Annotated in this window: 14 protein-coding genes; 8 read left to right on the top strand and 6 right to left on the bottom strand. The window is 47.6% G+C overall.

The features are described 5' to 3' along the window. Positions 1–236: 236 nt before the first annotated feature. Together QUB63_RS19475 and QUB63_RS19470 are read right to left on the bottom strand one after the other, a co-directional pair. Positions 237–3,683, bottom strand: a complete 3,447-nt coding sequence (locus QUB63_RS19475) for a response regulator (RefSeq protein ID WP_332946918.1) — start codon at positions 3,681–3,683, stop codon at positions 237–239. Positions 3,684–3,808: 125 nt separating this feature from the next. Beyond that, positions 3,809–4,240, bottom strand: coding sequence for a response regulator (locus tag QUB63_RS19470; protein WP_332946917.1), 432 nt, complete (start codon positions 4,238–4,240; stop codon positions 3,809–3,811). Between the two features lie 358 nt (positions 4,241–4,598). Here QUB63_RS19470 and purC point away from each other — a divergent pair, with 358 nt between their 5' ends. The 8 genes from purC to QUB63_RS19430 all read left to right on the top strand — a co-directional run bounded on the left by purC (position 4,599) and on the right by QUB63_RS19430 (position 14,141). Next, positions 4,599–5,327, top strand: coding sequence for a phosphoribosylaminoimidazolesuccinocarboxamide synthase (purC, locus tag QUB63_RS19465; RefSeq protein ID WP_332946916.1), 729 nt, complete (start codon positions 4,599–4,601; stop codon positions 5,325–5,327). Between the two features lie 312 nt (positions 5,328–5,639). Next, positions 5,640–8,105 (top strand): BamA/TamA family outer membrane protein, encoded by a 2,466-nt coding sequence (locus QUB63_RS19460; RefSeq protein ID WP_332946915.1) that lies wholly within the window; start codon positions 5,640–5,642, stop codon positions 8,103–8,105. Positions 8,106–8,283: 178 nt separating this feature from the next. Then, entirely contained in the window at positions 8,284–9,141 is an 858-nt protein-coding gene (lpxC, locus tag QUB63_RS19455; RefSeq protein WP_332946914.1) for a UDP-3-O-acyl-N-acetylglucosamine deacetylase, read from the top strand. Between the two features lie 103 nt (positions 9,142–9,244). Further along, on the top strand, positions 9,245–9,766 hold the full coding sequence (fabZ, locus tag QUB63_RS19450; RefSeq protein WP_332946913.1) for a 3-hydroxyacyl-ACP dehydratase FabZ: 522 nt from the start codon (positions 9,245–9,247) through the stop codon (positions 9,764–9,766). 287 nt (positions 9,767–10,053) lie between these two features. Then, entirely contained in the window at positions 10,054–10,848 is a 795-nt protein-coding gene (gene lpxA, locus QUB63_RS19445) for an acyl-ACP--UDP-N-acetylglucosamine O-acyltransferase (RefSeq protein WP_332946912.1), read from the top strand. Positions 10,849–11,064: 216 nt separating this feature from the next. After that, on the top strand, positions 11,065–11,670 hold the full coding sequence (locus QUB63_RS19440; protein ID WP_332946911.1) for a Uma2 family endonuclease: 606 nt from the start codon (positions 11,065–11,067) through the stop codon (positions 11,668–11,670). Between the two features lie 9 nt (positions 11,671–11,679). Beyond that, complete coding sequence (gene lpxB, locus QUB63_RS19435; protein WP_332946910.1) at positions 11,680–12,852, top strand: lipid-A-disaccharide synthase; 1,173 nt, start codon at positions 11,680–11,682, stop codon at positions 12,850–12,852. A gap of 23 nt (positions 12,853–12,875) precedes the next feature. Further along, the gene (locus QUB63_RS19430; RefSeq protein ID WP_332946909.1) at positions 12,876–14,141 is read left to right on the top strand and encodes a DNA cytosine methyltransferase; all 1,266 of its coding nucleotides are present in this window, start codon (positions 12,876–12,878) and stop codon (positions 14,139–14,141) included. A 347-nt stretch (positions 14,142–14,488) separates the two neighbouring features. Here QUB63_RS19430 and QUB63_RS19425 read toward each other — a convergent pair whose 3' ends face one another. The 4 genes from QUB63_RS19425 to QUB63_RS19410 form a co-directional block, all read right to left on the bottom strand. Further along, positions 14,489–14,860, bottom strand: coding sequence for a four helix bundle protein (locus QUB63_RS19425; protein WP_332946908.1), 372 nt, complete (start codon positions 14,858–14,860; stop codon positions 14,489–14,491). Between the two features lie 114 nt (positions 14,861–14,974). After that, complete coding sequence (locus tag QUB63_RS19420) at positions 14,975–16,306, bottom strand: adenylate/guanylate cyclase domain-containing protein (RefSeq protein ID WP_332946907.1); 1,332 nt, start codon at positions 16,304–16,306, stop codon at positions 14,975–14,977. 519 nt (positions 16,307–16,825) lie between these two features. Continuing rightward, a complete protein-coding gene (locus QUB63_RS19415; protein WP_332946906.1) occupies positions 16,826–17,845 on the bottom strand; it encodes a chemotaxis response regulator protein-glutamate methylesterase in 1,020 nt (339 codons plus the stop codon). Positions 17,846–18,221: 376 nt separating this feature from the next. Further along, positions 18,222–21,227 (bottom strand): hybrid sensor histidine kinase/response regulator, encoded by a 3,006-nt coding sequence (locus tag QUB63_RS19410; RefSeq protein ID WP_332946905.1) that lies wholly within the window; start codon positions 21,225–21,227, stop codon positions 18,222–18,224. Positions 21,228–21,354 lie beyond the last annotated feature (127 nt).

Raw genomic sequence — 21,354 nt, 5'->3', positions numbered from 1 at the left:
ACACTCACGCGACGGGAGCGGGTTGAAGATAAGAAGACCGTCCGGTTAAAATTACCTTATTTTCTTCAGAAGACCGGCCGGTTGAAACCGCGTCTATACATACAAAACCTGCCGACGCAGGTTGAAGATAATTAGACCGTGCGGTTGAAATTACCTTATTTTCTTGAGTCCCTCGCTCGCTCGGACATCGTTTGTTTGGCGTGCGATTTCAATCGCCAACTATAATCGCTAACAGATTAACCAAACATTCGAGTTTCCACAAATTCTTGAACTCTGGCTAAATGACTCGACAAACTCGCTAATATGTTTTCAACCGTCTCAATCGTTGACAATCCCGAAGCACCAGGTTGAGATTGAAAGCCTCGGGCTTGATGCTCCAATTGTGCGGCTAAATCCGACATGAGAGCAACTCCCACATTCGCAGAAGTTCCCTTGAGACGGTGAGCTTGATATTCCACAGTTGGCCAATCTTTAGCTTCTACTGCAATTTTTGCAGCAGCCACATCAGCTTGCGCGTTTCCCACAAATGCTTGCAAAAGTCGCTCGGGCAATTTAATATTAACTCGTCCGAGTTGCTCCAATCTGCTCTTGTCGAACAGTCCGTCGCAGTCTCCGTGTTCCCAAGTTTGAAGCGCGCGCGGCGAAGCTATCCCGTAGGGAATCGCCCTTGGTGCCGGCACAGCCACAACCTCCTCTTTTTCCACAGCTTCTGTATACTTTGTTGCTAACTGAGAATTGTGAGAATTGTTTTCCAAATTAATACTTTTAACTCCATACTTATTTTTAAACTGAATATTTTGGGCTTCATAGTTTTTCAGCGCCGCACCCAAAGCATCTAAATCCACAGGTTTGCTGAGATAATCGTCCATCCCCGCCGCCAGACACTTTTCTCGTTCCCCCGGCATAGCGTGAGCAGTTAAAGCAATCACAAAAGTATGCCGATCGCCCTTTTCTCGTTCCCTCAGCTTTTGCGCCGTTGCGTAACCGTCTAGTACGGGCATTTGACAGTCCATCAACACTAGATCGTAGCCTTTTTCTGCCAGCAATTCCAGCGCTTCTTGACCGTTGGCGGCACAGTCAGCATCATACCCTAAAGCTGCCAACTGCTCGACAATTACTTGTTGATTGATCGGATGGTCTTCCGCCAGCAAAATTCTCAGCGATGACGGCGAATTGGGAGTAACATATTGAGAATTAACTCCGGGCAATTTGCAAGTATTAGCAGCCTCCAAGCTTTCAAACTCTCCCCTTCTCCTAACCCCAGCCCGCAAAGCCTCAAGCAAGCCCGAAGGCCGCACCGGCTCGATCAAATAGCTGGTAAAACCCTGACAGCAAAGCGCTTCAGCTTTCGGCTGTTCCCGCAGCGCCGTCATGGCGATTAACAAGCTAACTGACTGCATCGATCGCACTTTCTGGGCAAATTCCTCAGCATCCAAATCCGGCATTTGCAAATCCACCAGCACCGCATCGCAGCATTTTTCACCTTCCTTCGGATGCCCAGAAATGCTAATAGCTGCATTTTGCAACCAAGTCAAAGCAGCAGCAGCAGTTTCTGCCTCATCGCAGCGGGCGCCCCAACTTTGAGCGAGCGATCGCACCGCCGCCCTCCTCAAAGCGCTTGCAGAGACTACTAACAGCTTCTTCCCCGCAAGTTCGGCAGTCTGGGGTTCAACTTGCACCTGTTTTTCCAAAGGTACAGCAAACCAAAAAGTCGAACCGCTGTCGATAAGACTGCGAACCCCAATCGCACCTTCCATCATCTCCACTAACTGCTTGCAAATAGCCAAACCCAAACCCGTGCCGCCGTAGGGCCTAGTCGGAGAAGCGTCTACTTGAGAAAAAGATTGAAACAGTTTTGTCTGTCCTTCCGGCGAAATTCCAATCCCAGTATCCCGCACCGAAAATAGCAAACTTTCCCCTTGTCTGCCGTCTGCCAATCGGTTGCCCCGCTTGACGGTCACGTGAACTAAAACTTGACCGCTATCCGTAAATTTTATGGCATTTCCCGTCAAATTCAGCAAGATTTGCTTCAACCTGCCCGAGTCGCCCACCAACTTTCTCGGCACCGCACTGTCAACTAAAATATTAAATTCTATACCTTTTTCCTCTGCCAAAGGTGCCACCATTTCTATCACCGATTCCAGGCAGGTATCCAAATCAAAATCCGCCTTTTCCAGCCGCATTTCTCCGGCTTCAATCTTAGAGAAATCGAGGATATCATTAATTACGCTCAGCAAATGTTCGGCACTGCGGTAAATAGTCTGAGCCGACTCCCGCTGTTTTTGTTCCAGAGGAGCGCGCAGCAGCAATTGAGCCATGCCCAAAACCCCATTCATCGGAGTGCGAATTTCGTGACTCATGTTCGCCAAGAATTGCGACTTAACCTGGCTTGCTTTCAGGGCTGTTTCCCGGGCTTCCACCAACTCATTAATTTTGTCTGCCACCATCACAATTCCCCCCACTTTGCCGTCGGGATCGTACCAAGGGTGAGCTGCCCAGCGCAGGTACATCACAGAGCCGTCTGCTCGTTCCCAAGCATCTTCGCTCACAGAAACTACTTCACCCTTTAACACTTCTTGATACATCATTTTCCAGCGATTCGGCGTATCTGGAAACAATTCGTAATGACTGAGGTTGTTCAGGGACTGCCACTCCAAATTAAATTGAGTCAGCCATTTGTGAGAGTTGGCTGCATAGCGCATTTGGGTATCGAACATCGCCATTGCTACGGGCACGCAGGCAATAATTTGTTTCAGTTGCTGCCGTTCTCTTTCTAGGGCAGCTTCGGCTTGTTTGCGCTCAGTAATATCGCTAATCATGCCGGCCATCCGCAGCACTTTTCCTTGGGAATTCCGCTGAGCTTTTCCCTGAGAAGTGCAGTAGCGGTAAGCACCGGATGAGTGCAGCAGCCGGAATTCTACATTGTAGTCGATTTCTTGCTCTAAGTGAGCCTCGATCGCCCGGACGATGCCGTCCTTGTCATCCGGGTGCAGGCGGTTGTAGAGAGCATCCATAGTGCTGCCAAATTGCTCCCGCGGCAAACCGATAATTTCCAAAAGGCGATCGTTCCAATAAACCTCATTTTTACTTAAATCCCAATCCCAAATTCCGTCGTTCACTCCCTCTAAAACTAATCTGTACCGTTCCTCGCTTTCCTTAAGTTTTTGACTGGTATGAAACGTCTGATATTCGGCGCTGTAAACGCGAAGGGCATTGTGCAAACTCCGCGACAAACTCTCGGGAGACATCTTGCTTTTAGCGATATAATCTGAAGCTCCCGCCTTCATCAATTCCACAGCAATTTGTTCGTCGCCTTGACCTGTGAGCACAATTAAGGGAACTTTCAGCCCCGCTTTCCGTATTTTTTTCACCAAATTCAGTCCGTCTCCGTCCGGCAAACCGTAGTCGAGGAATACGCACTCAAATTTGCACTCAAATATCTGATTTAATAGCGAATTTTCAGTCTCCTCCACTTCGCTTAAATGTGGGGATTTATCTTGTTTGGACAGTTGAGCTGCCGCAGTGCTAGAATTTTGATCGATCGAGAGTTGGGCCAGGGCTGCGGCGCAGTCTTCTGCTTCAGTAACTTCTACCGAAACCCCAGCCGACTTGAGGGAGCGTTTGACGGCCATGCGATCGACTGCATCGTCATCAACTATCAGAATCTTGATAAGTTTGTCCATAACAACCGAATTGTGGATTAATCTGAAAAAGCTGCGGCCTACCAAAAGTAATTAAAACAAATGCACCGCTCAAAAATTACAATAGCAACCTTGAAAGAAATTTTTTATGTTAAAATTTCCCTAATTTAGGGAATTTCGCTCAGCATCCAGTATCTGTTGAGGGTAGCCATAACTTCTACAAAGTTAGAAAAAGTGACTGGTTTAAGAATATAGCCAGCTACATTCAAATTATAAGCTTCTACCTTATCTCTATCTTCATTAGAAGTTGTGAGGACGATCACGGGAATCGACCTCAAACTTTCATCCTGCCGCAATTCTCGCAAAAACTCGATCCCGTTCATTCTCGGCATATTCAAGTCCAGCAAAATCAACCGGCGCGCTTGAGGCATTGCAGGCTCTGTTTTACTTTCCCCGCGCAATATATCCAGAGCTTCTAATCCGTTGGCAGCCATGTAGAGGGGGTTGACGATATTATTTTTTTTGAACGCTCGCCGGACGTTCATCACATCCACCTCATCATCTTCTACCAAGAGGATATGAATTTTTTTGTCTTCCATAAATCAGCCATTTTACAGATGTTTTTTAACCGCCAGTCTGTGTTGTGAGCTTCTTTGAGCACATCGCGAACCCAGCAGGTCTAATCTCTATTGTGCTTTGTAAAGAATCATTTATGCCCTTGCCGATCGCAGTATATATCTGGAGGCGTAGTCGCAAGCGGGGCATGAGTGGCAGCTCGATCGCCCATAACTGGCAAATAACACCTGTTCAAAAAAAGACTGCAACTGGCTTAGAAGCTCGAAACCCATACAGAATCAGTCATTTCCAATTATTCACTCAAAAATCAAAAATCAAAAATGGTATAATGCCCGATCGAGCTACAGTAAAATCTAAAACTCATCTACATTATTAATTGCCATGTCAGCCGATCGCAAACTCTACGAAGGCAAAGCCAAAATCCTCTACTCCACCGAAGACAGCGAAATTTTGCTGACCCACTTCAAAGACGACGCCACAGCCTTTAACGCCCAGAAACGCGGCAGCATCGCCGGCAAAGGCGAAATCAACAATGCCGTATCCGCCCACCTGTTTCGGATGCTAGAAGCCAAAGGCATTCCCACCCACTTCATCGACACGCCAGCCCCCAACCAAATGCGAGTCTGCCGCGTCCAAATCTTGCCCTTAGAAGTCGTCGTCAGAAACATTGCCGCCGGCAGTCTTTGCAAACAAACCGGACTCGCCCTCGGCACAATTGTCAATCCGCCGCTGGTGGAATTTTATTACAAAAACGACGATTTGGGAGACCCGCTGCTGACAAAAGGCCGACTGCTGTTGATGCAGCTAGCCACCCCCGAACAAGTAGACCAACTAGAAATCGCCGCCCGCGAAATTAACGAAATACTCAAAGAATTTTTCACCCAGTGCGGTATCACCCTAGTAGACTTCAAACTAGAATTCGGGATCGACCAACATCAAAATCTGATTCTCGCCGACGAAATCAGCCCCGACACTTGCCGCCTCTGGGACAACGCAGAAACTGACCCCGACGCCCGCGTGATGGACAAAGACAGATTCCGCCGCGACATGGGCTCGGTAGAAACCGCTTACCAAAAAGTTCTCCAGCGGGTTCTAGCTCAGAAAGTATAGAGGCTGGAAATGCGCTACAATTGCACAGTTTGCAACCCTTCTGCCTTCAATGTCAGCAATCAGCCGTCAACAGTCATCAATTAACGGTCAGTCGATTTTAGATTTTAGATTTTAGATTTACTCGCCGTCAGGAATCTGGGAGCTTGGACCTTCGTCTAAAATGTTTGACTCGACCCTCATGAGTGTACGTGGCGCGGTATCCGTTTTTGGGATCGGCGCGAAATTCAACCGACTCAATCACTAATGGCTAATGACGAATGACGAATGACGAATAATGTGGTGTGTGTGGATTGCCCAAAAGAGTGAACAAAAATGCGCTTATCTGCTGTATTGGTGGCAGTTTTTACTGTCTCAGCAACATTCGGATTATCAAATTCGGCAAGCGGTCAAACATCCTACTCTCAATCAACAGAGGAAGCTTTGGCCGCCGTTCCTTCCGCCCCGTCGATCGAATTACCCGATCGCCCCGTTCCAGAATTAACCCAAAATCCTCCTCAAACCCCCAAAGCCGCCAAAAGCAGCAAAGCCGAAGCCCTAAAAATAGCTGGGGTCCCGGGCAGAGGAGAAGACGATCGCGAACCCCCAAACCGAGTCACAGACCCGGCAACCCCGGTGTCGCCCGCCCAGGTGCAACTCAAACCCGAGATTGCATCCAATACCGTCGCCTCTAGCAGCCAAAACGCCCTGCCAGAGGCGCAACAGGCCAGCGAACTCCCCCCCTCGGAGACCGCAGTTTCGCCCGCCTGGGTTGCGGTAGAGCCTCGGAAACAGGACGAATCAGGGGCGATCGCTCAAAACGCCCAAATTACCCCGACACAGGCCCAGGACGAATCAGGGGCGATCGTCCAAAACGCCCAAATTCCCCCCAGACAGGCCCCGACCAGACCGGCCCCGACCAGACAGGCCCCGACCAGACCGCCGGCCCCCACCCTTCCGACATTGCCCTCGGGCCCAGGAACACCGCAGCCCAGACAAACCCCCGCACCAGCCGGGGCAGCAGAACCGCAAGTGCTAGTTGCAGAAGTTACCGTCACCGGGGCAACGGGAGACCTAGCAAGCGAGATTTACCGAGTCATCAGCACCCAACCGGGGCGCACGACCAACCGCAGCCAACTGCAACAAGACATCAACGCCATTTTTGCCACGGGCTTTTTCAGAAACGTGCGGGCAGTACCGGAAGACACCCCGTTAGGCGTCCGGGTGACTTTTATCGTGCAGGCAAATCCGGTGCTGCGGGGAGTCAGAATCACCGGCCAGCAAGTGCTGCCCCAAAGCGTAATTGACGACAGCTTCCGCGATCAGTACGGCAAAATTCTCAACCTCCGCCGCTTTGAGGAGGGAGTGAAAAAAATTAATGCGTGGTATCAAGAGAACGGCTATGTTTTGGGCCAAATCACTGATGCGCCGCAAGTAGCAGACGACGGCACAGTCACCCTGCAAGTGGCAGAAGGCCAGATCGAATCCGTTGATGTCCGCTTCCTCAATAAGGAAGGAGAACCCACGGATGCGACCGGTCAGCCGATCGGAGGCAACACCCGCCGCTATATCATTACCCGCGAAGTACAACTCAAGCCCGGAGACATCTTTAACCGCACCAAGGCGGAAAGGGATTTGAGGCGGGTGTTTGGTTTGGGGATTTTTGAAGACGTGCGGCTTGCCTTGGAACCGGGAGCGACTGACCCCCGCAAGGCAAGGGTAATAGTCAACGTCATTGAGAAAAATACCGGTTCTCTGGCTGCGGGTGCGGGTTTGAGTTCCGCGACGGGTTTGTTCGGTACGGTGAGTTACCAGCAGCAAAACTTGAACGGTAGAAACCAAAAATTGGGGGCTGAAGTACAAATCGGGGAACGCCAAACCCTGTTTGACTTGAGTTTTACCGATCCCTGGATTGCGGGCGATCCTTACCGGACTTCTTTCACGGCTAATGTTTTTAGAAGACGATCGATCAGCGTGATTTTTGACGGCGGCGAGCGGGAAGTCAGATTGCCAAATGACGATCGACCCCGCATCGTCCGCACCGGCGGTGGCATCAATTTTACCCGTCCCCTGTCGCGCGATCCTTTTGCAGATTCTGAGTGGACAGCTTCACTCGGTTTGCAGTACCAGCGAGTCTCAATTACCGATCGCAAAGGCCGGCGCGAAGCCGAAGACGAACTCGGCAACCAGTTAAGTTTTAGCAATTCCGGCAGCGACGACTTGACAACAATCCAAGCAGGTGCAGTGCGCGATCGGCGCAACGATCCCCTCCGCCCCACCAGCGGTTCCCTGCTCAGATTTGGGATGGAACAATCGATTCCTGTAGGTTCCGGCAGCATCCTGCTCAACCGCCTGCGCGCCAGCTACAGCTTTTACCTACCAGTCAAGTACACAAACTTTACCCCAGGCCCCCAAACCCTGGCATTTAGTTTGAAAGCCGGCACCGTATTCGGAGATTTGCCTCCCTACGAAGCCTTTGCCTTGGGCGGCGCCAACTCGGTGCGCGGATACAACGAAGGCGACCTCGGAGCCGGCCGCAGCTTCCTAGAAGGCAGCGTGGAGTACCGTTTCCCGATTATTTCGTTTATCGGCGGAGCGCTATTTTTGGATGCCGGCAGCGACTTGGGCACGGGCAAAGATGTCCCGGGCGACCCAGCCGGTGTCCGCAGAAAGCCCGGTAGCGGTTACGGTTACGGCCTAGGCGTGCGGATTCAATCACCTTTAGGCCCGATCCGCATCGATTACGGTATCAACGACAGCGGCGACAATCAAATTCACTTTGGGATTGGCGAGCGATTCTAATGACAGTTGACAGTTGACTGTCAACTGTTCCTTCTTCCTTCTTCTTTCTTCCTTCTTCCTTCGGTCAAGTGTCAACCCTTCTCCCTTGCGAGCCGGCAAGCTGTCAACTGTCAACCTGTATGCTGTCAACTGTCAACTGTCAACTGTCAACTGTCAACTGTCAACTGTTCCTTCTTCCATGACTCAAAGTACCTTAAAATCTGAATTTGAACTGTCAGGAATCGGTTTGCACAGCGGCGAACAAACTCGCGTCCGAGTCTTGCCCGCTGCGGTTGGAGAAGGCCGCTATTTTGTCAGAATAGACTTGCCCGGTGCTCCGATAATTCCGGCAAAAATTGAGGCGGTTTGTCAGACTGCACTTTCTACTGAACTGGCAGGTGCGGCAGGTGTTCAAATTCGCACTGTAGAGCATTTATTAGGCGCTTTGGCGGGGATGGGAGCGGATAATGCTCGAATTGAGGTTGATGGGCCGGAAGTGCCGCTGCTGGACGGTTCGGCTCTCTTTTGGGTAGAGGCGATCGCCCATACCGGCCTAATTCCTCAAGAATGCAAGGAAGATTCAAGTCCCTCATTCGTCCTGACTGAGCCAATTTGGGTGCGTCACGGGGATGCTTTTGTCGCAGCCCTACCGTCAGCGGAAACTCGGTTTAGTTACGGAATTGATTTTGAGGAACAGGCGATCGGCAATCAATGGTACAGTTGGTCGCCAGAGACAGAAAGTTTTGCGACCGCGATCGCCCCAGCCCGCACTTTTGGACTGGCCCGCCAAGTTGAACAATTGCGGCAAGCAGGTTTGATCAAAGGTGGTACCCTAGATAACGCCCTTGTTTGCGATCGATCCGGCTGGCTCAACCCGCCCTTGAGATTTGCCAACGAACCGGTGCGCCATAAAATCTTAGACTTAGCAGGCGACCTCAGTCTGCTGGGAACTTGGCCAAAAGCTCACTACTTGGCTTACAAAGCCAGTCACAACCTCCACGTCCAACTCGCCAAAGCCCTGAACTCCCAACCCCCGGCCGTGCTACAGCCAAGTTAGGAATAAAAGGTTCTAGCCAATTTACAGTTATAGTTTACAGTTACAATTCACAACCCAAAACGCGAGCCGTCGCGTTTCTACCACACTCAAAAGTCTTCAAGCAATGTCCACGCTGACAGAAATTAACACGATCAATACTGCTAATTCTGAATCCGTTCCCACCGAAAACGGCGCCGATTCTCCAGCGGTTAAATCTACTTTTACTCTCGAAGAAATTCAGAAATTATTGCCTCACCGCTATCCTTTTGCACTGGTTGACAAGATTGTTGATTACGTGCCGTCCGAGAGGGCTGTAGGAATTAAAAATGTGAGTTTCAACGAACCGCATTTTCAAGGGCATTTTCCCGGAAGGCCGATTATGCCTGGAGTATTAATTGTTGAAGCGATGGCTCAAGTTGGCGGTATTGTTCTCGCTCAGTTGCCGGACATCGAGAAAGGATTGTGGATGTTTGCCGGAATTGATAAAGTCAAGTTCCGCCGTCAGGTTGTACCGGGCGATCGGTTGCTGATGACTGTAGAATTGCAATGGGTAAAACGCCGGCGCTTCGCAAAAATGCAGGCTTTAGCCGAAGTGGACGGACAAAAAGCTTGTGAAGGAGAATTGATGTTTTCGATGGTAGATTAAATTTGGTAATGAGGAATGGAGAAGGGGGGATTGGTAATAGGTGATAGCTCACAACTAATAACGGTTGGGCGAAGCAAATTATCAATTATCAATTATCAATTACAAATTACCAGCTAATTAAATCCACCTAATTAAACAACGTAAAATCCTGGTCGCTAAAAAGATTGCTGCGTAGGTCTTCTTCCTTCTTCCGACTTCCTTCTTCCTTCCATCCGTTACATCCGTTACATCCGTTACATCCGTTACAGAATCCGTTGCCGAACTTCCTTCTACTGAAAAACTGACAAATGCTTACTTTGATTCACCCAACTGCTGTGATTCATCCCCGCGCCGAAGTGCACCCGACTGTAGAAGTGGGCGCTTATGCTGTAATTGGGGAAAGAGTGAAAATCGGGCCGGAGACTAAGATTGGCGCTCATGCAATTATCGACGGGCTAACAGAAATAGGCGCTCGGAATCAAATTTTCCCCGGTGCGGCGATTGGTTTGGAACCTCAAGATTTGAAATATGAAGGTTCTCCCACTAGGGTAACAATTGGCGACAACAATGTGATTCGGGAATACGTGACAATCAACCGCGCTACTGGAGCGGGAGAAAGCACGACGATCGGCAATAATAATATGTTGATGGCTTACGTTCATGTGGGTCACAATTGCGATATTGCCGATCGAGTAATCATCGCCAACGCCGTAGCCCTAGCCGGACACGTCAAAATCGAGTCCCAAGCCAGACTGAGCGGGGTTTTGGGCGTGCACCAGTTTGTCCACATCGGCCGCTTGTCTATGATAGGTGGCTTGAGCAGGATCGATCGAGACGTGCCTCCTTATATGCTAGTCGAGGGGAATCCTTCGAGAGTGCGATCTCTCAACAAAATAGGCCTCGAACGCGCAGGTTTAACCCCAGAAGATTTGCTAGTTTTAAAGAAAACTTTTCGGATTTTATACCATTCTGGCTACACTCTCAATCAAGCTTTGGAACAGTTGGATTTGTTGCCGGAAAATCACCACTTGCAGCACCTGCACAGATTTGTGCAGAAGTCTGTAACCAAAGGGCGGCGCGGTTTGATTCCTGGCAAAAAGTGAATGATTCTAGATTTGGGTTAGATAAAAGTCGGCGGTTGAAACCGCTACTATACAAACCATGTCCGCCGCACGCCGACTCAAGAAATCAAAGTCGGCGGTTGAAACCGCTACTATACAAACCATGTCCGCCGGACGCCGACTCAAGAATTAAGGGGTATTAAAGCCAAATTGGATATGACGTAGAATTAAAGCTATTAACTAAGCGACTGTTGCGCTATGAATGTCTATACTTCAGTCAAATATAATACATCGCCTCAAACAGAACCAGATGGCTGCATCAGGTTCTCAGATGTTAGCTGGGAGCAATTTGAAGCGATAGAATCAGCGTTTAAAGATATCGGCGGTGTCAAATTTTTCTATCTCGATCGCATCCTGCAACTTATGACTGTCTCGCCGGAACACGAAATCATCAAAAAAACTCTCTGTATGCTGCTAGAGGCCTATATGAGAGCAAGCGGGATTCGATTTTATGGCAAGGGCGGGCCGACTCTGGGTAACAGAGAGTTGGGAGGTAGAAAAGAGCCGGATGATTCCTATGACATAGGAACCCAGAAAACAGTCCCAGATATTGCGATTGAAGTGGTAATTACCAGCGGCGGCACAGACACTCTAGAATTTTACAAAAGATTGGGCGTTCGGGAAGTTTGGTTTTGGCAAAATAACCAGTTATCTATCTACTGCTTGAGCAATGAAAATTACGAGCAAATTTCCCGGAGTACATTTCTCCCTGACCTCGATTTAGAATTACTGCTGCGCTGTGCTAATATGCCAGATCAATATGATGCTGTGACACAATTGCTAGAACAAATCTCACCCGTTTAAAGTCAGAATATGAAAATTTTTATCAGCACTGGTGAGGTTTCGGGCGATTTGCAAGGGGCTTTGTTAATTGCTGCCTTAAAACGTCATGCTGTCGCCGCTGGTTTGGAGTTAGAAATAACAGCATTGGGCGGCCATCGTATGGCACAAGCTGGTGCTACTATTTTAGGCGATACTGTGGGTATTGGTTCTATGGGCATTATAGAATCAGTGCCGTATATTTGGCCGACGATCCAAGTTCAGCAAAAAGCTAAACAATATCTAAAAAAGTTCCGTCCCGATGCGGTTGTATTGATTGATTATTTGACTCCCAATCTCGGTATTGGTAGCTACATTCGCCGCTGTTTGCCGGATTTACCTGTGGTTTGGTACATCGCACCTCAAGAATGGGTTTGCTCGATTTCTCCTCGCAATACCGATCTGATTGTCAGTATTGCCGATCGCATTTTGGCGATTTTCCCCGAAGAAGCTCGTTATTATCAAAAAAAAGGAGCTCAAGTGAGTTGGGTTGGTCATCCTTTAGTGGATAGAATGCAATCTGCACCTAGCCGGGAAGTTGCCCGCAAAACTTTGGGAATTGAGCCGGAACAGGTGTCAGTCGCTCTAATTCCGGCTTCTAGAAAGCAAGAACTCAAGTACCTGATGCCGGTGATATTTGAGGCTGCTCGAATTATTCAAGCTAAATTGCCGGAGGTTCATTTCTGGATTCCGGTTTCTCAAGCAGCTTTTCGCAGCAAAGTTGAACAGGCTATTCAAAATTACGGTTTGCGGGCTACTTTGTTGGAAAATCACAATCTGGAAATCTTGGCGGCTGCCGACTTTGCGATCGCCAAATCTGGTACTGTTAATTTGGAATTAGCTTTGCTAGAGGTTCCGCAAGTTGTCGCCTACCGCGTCAGTCGCATTACGGCGATGATTGCTCGCCACCTGCTGAAATTGTCGATTCCTTTTATCTCTCCGCCTAATTTGGTGGAAATGAAGCCGATCGTCCCGGAGTTGCTGCAAGACGAGGCTACTGCGGAAAATATAGTTTTCCACGCCCTGGAATTGCTGCAAAATGCCGATCGGCGCCAGCAAACTTTGACGGGCTATCGGGAAATGCGCGAAAGTCTCGGAGATGTCGGTGTGTGCGATCGGGCGGCTGCCGAAATAATGAAAAATGTTAAATTAAATACAGCAAATTAAACCAATTTTAGTATTGAAATGTTATGCTAAGCTATCGGAAAAAGCGACCGATCGCTGTTGATTTATTTGCAGGCGCGGGCGGCATGACGCTGGGCTTTGAACAAGCAGGTTTTGATGTACTTGCCTCAGTTGAAATTGACCCAATTCACTGCGCCACACACCAGTTTAATTTCCCGCACTGTTCTGTTTTGTGCCAAGATGTCGCAGAGCTGACGGGATCGGAAATTAGGAAAAAATCTGCGATCGGGCGGCGCGAGATAGACGTAGTAATCAGCGGCTCGCCCTGTCAAGGATTTTCGCTGATGGGAAAGCGCGATGTGGACGACCCGCGAAATTCTTTAATTTTTCACTTTCAGCGCTTGGTTTTAGAGTTAAAACCCAAGTTTTTTGTCATGGAAAATGTGCCGGGAATTGTGGCTGGCCCACACAAAGAACTCCTGAATATTTTAATTAACTCTTTTCTGGAAGCAGGCTATCAAGTAGAAGAAAACTATCAAGTTCTCAACGCCGCTCATTACGGAGTGCCGCAAGCTCGCAAACGGTTGTTTCTGATTGGGTGCAAAAAAGAGTACGAGCTGCCAAAATACCCTCAGCCAACTACTTTCCTGCCGAAAAAGAAACTTCCTAAACGCTATAAAAAAGTTAATTTACCTGCTGTCCCGACAGTTTGGGATGCGATTGGAGATTTGCCGGAAGTGGAAAAGTACAGCGAGTTGCTGCACCGAGATTGGGTAATGGCGGAGTACGGAGATTGCAGCAATGATTACGCGAGTATAATGCGCGGCATCGATAATTTGGATGATGATTATTCTTACGATCGCCAGTACGATCGACAAATCCTCTCTTCTAGCCTGCGCACAAAACATTCTCCCGAATGTATGGAAAGGTTTGCAGCCGCCGCCTACGGTCAAAAAGAGCCGATCAGCCGTTTTTACAAGCTGCACCCCGACGGAGTTTGCAACACTCTCAGGGCTGGAACCGACAGGGCGAGGGGCGCTTATACTTCGCCGAGACCGATTCACCCGATCGCGCCTCGGTGCATTACAGTCAGAGAAGCTGCGCGGCTGCATTCCTATCCTGACTGGTTTAGATTTCACGTCACAAAATGGCACGGTTTCCGCCAAGTCGGAAATTCTGTACCGCCGCTATTGGCGAAAGCTGTAGCAGCCCAGATTATTTGCGCTTTAGGCGTGAAAGCAATTAAGCCGAGTGTCAAGTTTCTAGTTGGAGATGATTGGTTGCTTAAACTGAATTGGTCGGAAGCAGAACAATATTATCTCGAAAGATAAGAGTTAGATTTAATAATGGGTAATGGGTAATTGGTAATTGGTAATTGGTAATCCGTAATTGGTAATCGGTAATGGGTCAATACTTCTCGGTTAAGGAAGTTTGCTTAACAATTGCTAAGGATTTTACACATCTTTCAAGAGATTAAATCCTGCCAAATTGTGCTTTACCGAGAGGTATTGGGTAATGGGTAATTGGGAATTTGTGTTTTTTTGTGTTCTATAGCGGTTCTAAACTTTCGTGATGTAGTCGCCATTTTTATTGCCAATTAGCCATTACCAATTACCAATTACCAATACTGTACCTCACTCACTTGATAATTGCTATATATACTCTGATTATTAATCAGTTATTTTTCTTGATTGTTACCTATAGACTGTAGATAAGCATTCAGCTTGGGCGACAATTCATCAATTATTGGTGGGAATCTTTTTACCTGTTCACTTCCCACTAATTTTCTGGCATATGCTAGTCTCAAAAAGCTGATTGTTTCATACAAAGAACCTCTGGCAATCTTGACAAAACGCCGATTGTCTTGATAATTATATCTACCACGTCCTTCTGCAATATTAGCACAAACGCTATCGGCGGCGCGTACAAGTTGCTTCCCCATAGTATCTTTTGTAAAAAAGTCCCATTCTTTGACGATAAACCAAACCTCATTTGCCAATTTTTCAGCCAACTTGTAAACATCCAAATTTTCAAAATCTGGTCTACTCATATCTCACACCCCTTAATCAATAATTACCAATTACCAATTACCCATTCCCCATTACCAATTACCAATTACCAATTACCAATTACCCATTCCCCATTACCCATTACCCATTCCCCATTAAAAATCAATTTCCAATCTTCCTTTCAATAAATAAGCTGCCATTTGTCCCTTACCTTTAACACTAATTAAACCGCGTTTTTCAAACTCATACTTGTCTTCTATGAGCAAATAAGTTGCTTCCGTAATCTGAATTCCGTCCGGGATACCGTGAGATTCCATGCGGGAAGCGGTATTTACCGTATCTCCCCACAAATCGTAAATAAACTTTTTAGTGCCGATGATTCCAGCTACGACTGGCCCGGAATGAATGCCGATGCGGATGCTGAGACTGATGCCGAGCTTTTCTCTGTATGTGGTGATGGCTTCTTGCATATCTAGGGCCATTTCCGCGATCGCATCTCCGTGATCTTCTCTCGGATTTGGCAGTCCGGCTACTACCATATAAGAGTCCCCAATTGTCTTAATTTTTTCTAAACCGTGCTTTTCGGCAAGTTCGTCGAACTTGGAAAATATATCGTTGAGCAAATGTACTAAGTCTTTGGGCGATATTGATGCTGACAACTGGGTGAAGCCAACAATGTCGGCAAACATGACACTAACTGCTGCAAATTCGTCGGCGATTACGCCTTGTTCTTTTTTTAATCTTTCGGCGATCGCCTCTGGCAATATATTTAGCAGCAACTCCTGGGATTTTTTTTGTTCTATCTCTAATTTTTCTAAATAATCCTGCATGGTTTGATAGGCGAGATTCCTTTCCAGCAGGTGCATATAAGCTTTGGAGTGATAGCGGATTCTAGCTATGAGTTCGACGGGATTGGGCAATTTCACCAAATAGTCGTTAGCACCCAAGGAAAATGCTTGCGCTTTGAGTTCCGCTTCTTCTTTACTGGAGAGCACGATCATCGGAATGTCTCGCGTCAGCGAATTCGCTCGAAAAAAGCGCAACAACTGCAATCCATCTATTTCTGGCATTACTAAATCTTGGAGGATTACTGTTGGCTTCACCTCTAATGCTTTATGAATTGCTCGAGCTGGATCGTTACAGTAATAAAATTTAATATCTTTTTCACTAGCGAGCATTCGGCGCACCGCTTCGCCGATCATTTCCTGATCGTCAACGAGTAAAACTCTCACAGTGTATTCGGTCAAGCTGGATGATTTTTCGATTTCTGAATTTAAGGGTAATTTTAAGTCAATAGAGTGGCTGCCTCTCTCCAAGTTGACGTTGCTGACAATGGCGCTATCTTTGGCTGTAACTGGGTTTTTTGCATTGTTTCCCCTATCCTCAAACTTCAACGTTACCACGTTGCCGTTGAATTTTTGGCTTTCTCGTTGATTTACTGCACAACTGCGATCGAATTCAATAGCCTGAGAGTGAGCTAAGTTCATAACTGGATCTGGCAACGGCCATTGTCTGGAGAGGATCAAAACTTTTACTTGAATATTTTCTAATTGTCAATAGCGACCCGGTGTTATACGATTTTCGATTTTCGATTTTCGATTGGGGATGAGGAATGACTGACTGCATAAGGGTTTGGATTTTCCCTAAAGTTGCATTCTTTTGGGAAACAGGTGTTATTTAAGTACCTTTACCAAGTGATAATACCAGGTCGGTAAAATCTTATCGGCTGATTTTTGTAAAATCTTTACACAGCCTAGCACGCTTGACATTGATTGCCAGCGCTGCGAGCTAATTTTTGGGTCAGCGGGCTTGCGCGCTGCGTGTACTTACCGAGTCCCCGCAGCGCAGAAGTCCGCGAAACTACGGACTCCTGCAAGATACAAGCACGATGACAAACTCCCAAAACATCCCCCCATAGATAGATGATCGTCAACGATGGTCTCACCCGTCATCGGCCATTGTGCTCAAGAGCTTAAGCTATATGGCCCAAACATCTCTAATAATTTCTACACTAAATATTTGAGGCAGGCTGGGGCGATCGCCTCCACCGGCAAAACCTGCACCGCCGCATTCAACTGGGCCGCCGCTTTCGGCATCCCGTAAACTACTGAACTGGCGCGGTCTTGGGCGATCGTGTGCCAGCCGGCCGATCGCAAAACTTTGAGTCCTTTGGCGCCGTCTTTGCCCATGCCGGTTAACAGCACTGCCACCCCTTTGCCCGGCCAGTATTGGGCCACGCTGTGAAAAAAAGTGTCTACAGAAGGGCGGTAAGGATAGTCTAAAGGTTGCTTCGTGTACTTAAGTGTTAAGTTCGACTGTAATACTAAGTGGTCGTTAGTAGCCGCAATGACCACCTTACCGACTTCCAAAGGTCGATCGGCAACTGCCACACTCACCGGCAACTTAGTTTTCTGACTCAGCCATTCTGCCAAACCCGGAGCAAACTCAGCATCTACGTGTTGGACGATCGCCACAGCCGCCGATAAATTGGCAGGTAAAGCCGACAGCAGAGTTGCCAAAGCTTGCGGCCCGCCAGTCGAAGAGCCGATAGCCAACAGCGGCGGAGTCAGGCATTTAGGAGTTGCGCTCTGAAATATAGAAGTCGAGTTACTTTTACCAATCAATCTAGCGACTTTAGAAATAGTTTTTAACAATTCCAACCCGCCGCTTTGGGAATTGCCCATCAACCCCAAAATCGGCGTATTAATAGCATCCAAAGCTCCATATCCCATAGCTTCAAAAACCCTGCTGGCATTACCTGTTACCGAAGATGTCACCAACAGAATCGCGCAGGGAGATTGCTTCATAATCAGGCGCGTCGCCTCAACGCCATCCATCACCGGCATGATCAAATCCATCAAAATCAAATCCGGGGTATTGCGGGCGCACTTGGACACAGCCTCGGCCCCGTCGCCAGCTATCCAAGCAATTTCATACTCCGGTACTGTCACCAAAACTCGGCGCAAAGCTTCAGCAGCAATCAGCGTGTCATTGACGATCGCTATTTTCATCTTGAAATTGGTCATAGTTTATTAATTTTCGGTTGCGGGTAGTTGCCAGAGCCTGCTGATACAGTTTTTTATGCTCCGGCATTTTCTTTAAAACAAAACTTGTATGGTGCATCAGCAAACCGCTTCTCAATTATCGATAAATACCGTTGGGTTAACACTGTTTATTGCCCGGATATCCCCCTCGCATCCCCCTTAAGAAGACCCACTTTGAGTGCTTCCGGTTGCCCCCTACTCCCCCCGGGAGGGGGGTTAGGGGGGATCTCCGGGCCTAACCCAAGCGTATTGAATTACCGATTGAATTACGAACTATCGCGCACCCTACTACTATTTTCTACTACATTCTGGTCAGATTTTTATTTTTTCATTCAAAATACTTAACCCGAGATTTTTTTCAAGCCTCGCCGATTAAATCAACAACCGCATTTAACAGCGTATCGTCGTGAAAACTGCTTTTAGTTAAATAATAATCCGCTCCCACCTCCAAGCCTCTAATTCTATCTTCCTCGCGGTCTTTGTAAGAAACAATAATTACCGGAATCGACTTTAAACCCGAATGATTTTTAATTTGACTGACCAGCTCAATTCCCGTCATGCGCGGCATATCAACATCGCTGATTACCAAATCAAAATGCCCAGTGCGCAGAGCATTCCAACCGTCCATCCCATTCACAGCTATTTCTACTTCATATCCTTGATTTTCTAACAGTTTTCGCTCTACTTCTCGGACAGTAATCGAATCATCCACTACCAAAACGCGCTTGCGAGTTGTTGATTCAGCAGTTTGTGCAGTTTGACTGACTTTCTGCAACCGAGATTCAGTCAACAGTTTATCAGTCGATCGCACCAAATCTTCAACATCGATAATCAGCACCGGCGCACCGTCTTCCATAAAAGCAGCAGCGCTGATATCCGCTACCTTACCCAAACGCGGATCTAAAGGCCTGACAACTAAATCGCGTTCGCCCAGAAACTTGTCTACAGCTAAACCGTAACTGCTAGATCGATCGCTGACAATGATCACCGGCAGCAAATCCAACTTCTCAGGTGGCGCAGGTAACTCCAACACTTGAGAAGCTGTCACCAAACCAATGTTTTGGTTGTCCAGACTAAAATACTGTCGGTTTTCGGCGATCGCAATCTCAGCAGAGTCAACCATCACAATGCGATCGATCCGAGTCAGCGGAAAAGCATAAGGTTCCCCCGAAATTTCCACCAACAGCGTCCGAATTACCGACAGAGTTAGCGGCAACTGCAAATGAAAACTCATACCTTTTCCCGGGACAGAAGCCGCCCGCAGAATGCCGCCAACCTCCTGCACCATACTCTGCACAATATCCAAACCGACGCCGCGGCCCGAAATTTCCGTCACTTGACTAGCAGTAGAAAAACCCGGCAAAAACAGAAAATCCATCAGTTCCGGTTCAGTCAATTTCGCCGCCATTTCCGCAGTTACCATACCTTTAGTCACAATTTTTTGGCGCAGTTTTTCCGGTTCTATTCCCGAACCGTCATCCGAGACAGTAATTGACAGCATCCCGCCCCGGTGTGCAGCTTCCAGCCGGATCGTACCTTCGGCCGGTTTTCCCGCAGCCAAACGCGCTTCGGGAGCCTCGATACCGTGGTCGAGAGCGTTGCGCAAAATGTGCGTTAGCGGTGCTTCTAATTTTTCTAAAATATCTCGATCGACCTGAGTAGATTTGCCAACAACTTCAAAATTTACTTGCTTCCCCAACTGTCTGGCCAAATCTCTCAGCATTCGCGGAAAAGCTGAAACGCCGTCAGCAAACGGTCGCATATTGCTCGCAATAACTTCTCGGTACAAGCGATCGGACAAGTTGGCAGAACGGCGAGCAAACAGTTCGAGTTCGTTTAGGCGATCGGACAAAATGTGGCGGCAATCATTAGCTTTTTTGCGAGCACTGCTGAGATAATCTTCCGAACGCTGATCCAGAACAGAATCGCTTAAAGATTCCTGCAATTTTTCCAACAAGTTATACAATTGTCCTTGGTTTGTTCTCAGTTTTAATAATGAATCAGCAAACGGTTGCAGCCATTTTGCTTCTACTAAAGATTCGCCCGCCAAACCCATAATCCGGTTTAAGTTTTCCGCATTTACTCGCACTACGCGGTCAGCCACTTTCGGCTTTTGAGCGTTTTCCCTGAGATTGGAACTTGCAGGTCGTCCGGGAGCAAGTTGAGTCTGCCGTTGCTCTACAGCTACTGCTGTAGAATTGGCAGCGGGGGAAATTTGACCGCTATTTTTTGTGGGTTCGGCAGCCTTATTTTTAGGTGGTGATTGCGGTGTCGGCGTTGTTTTGGCATTCGTTTCTTTCTCAGATTTTTGTGAGGCGACTCCCGCTGCAATTGCGGCTTGCTGACTTTTTGCTGCTTCAGAAATCCGACTTATAGCTGCGACAATATTATCTATTTCACCCTCTTGTTCCGCCAGCCAATTCTCGATTTCGCTAACAGGAATGTCCTGCATATTTACCAGGACATTGACTCCGGCAAGCATAGTGTCAATTTGACTGGCATTTAAGCTAGCTTTGTGCTTCTGAAGTGCCACAAATGTATCTTCTATCGCCTTGGCAAGTTTGACAACTTCATTGAACTGAACTATTCTGCCAGCACCTTTAATTAAATGAGCGGATTTGACGAGGGAGTCCAAGTCTAAGTATTCATTGGGGTTATTTTTGAGCGATAGTAAACTTTGGTTGAACAGTATTGATTGGGCTTCTACTTCTTTTGAAAATAAAGCTAACATCGATAAATCGGTTTTTACCAGCCGAGTTTCTGGAGTTTCAATCTGCGGCAAGTCGGGCAATATTTGTGGAGGAATATCATAATTTAATTGTGCATATTCTGTTGTTTCTGCGGTAAAATCAAGATGAACTTGCGCTGCTGGTTCCAGCGGAGTTTGGAGTTCAAAAATCGCCTCTGGTTCTATGGGTTCTGCTTCATACGGGCTGCCCAAATCTAATTGTTCGTTGTTGATAATTGCTAAGATGGCAGTTTCTAAGCTTTCAATTTGCGATCGATTAACCGGGAGCCAATTTTCGATCTCGGTTTCGGGAATTTGGCTGATTCTGGCCAAAAGGTCGATCGCCCGCAGCATCACATCAATCTTATCTGGTGAGTCTAGGGCGATCGACCCAGACTGAGCCGCCACAAAGCAATCCTCCATCACGTGAGCGATTCGCACAGCAGCATCCAATCCCACAATCCGCGCAGCGCCCTTGAGCGAGTGAGCCGCCCGCATCAAAGATTCCAGTTCAGCAGGAGAATTCGGGTTATTTTCCAATACCAAAATGTTCTCATTTAATATTGCTACTTGAGTGTCCGCCTCCATGCGAAATAAATCCATCATGGAGAAATTGCTCATATCTTCGTGGTTCATTTTTTATTAGTCCTAAATAAAAGATAATTTGGGCAACAGATTGTGTAAATGAGATTAATTCCGGTCGCATCGGAATGATTAAACCGCGAAGGCGCGTCTGACGCAAAGGAAGATAAGAGAGAGATGA

It is taken from the genome of Microcoleus sp. ARI1-B5 (assembly GCF_036705795.1).
Classification (GTDB): Bacteria; Cyanobacteriota; Cyanobacteriia; order Cyanobacteriales; family Microcoleaceae; genus Microcoleus.
Note: the sequence above shows the minus strand (reverse complement) of the source record. Positions and strands in the feature narration are given on the sequence as shown.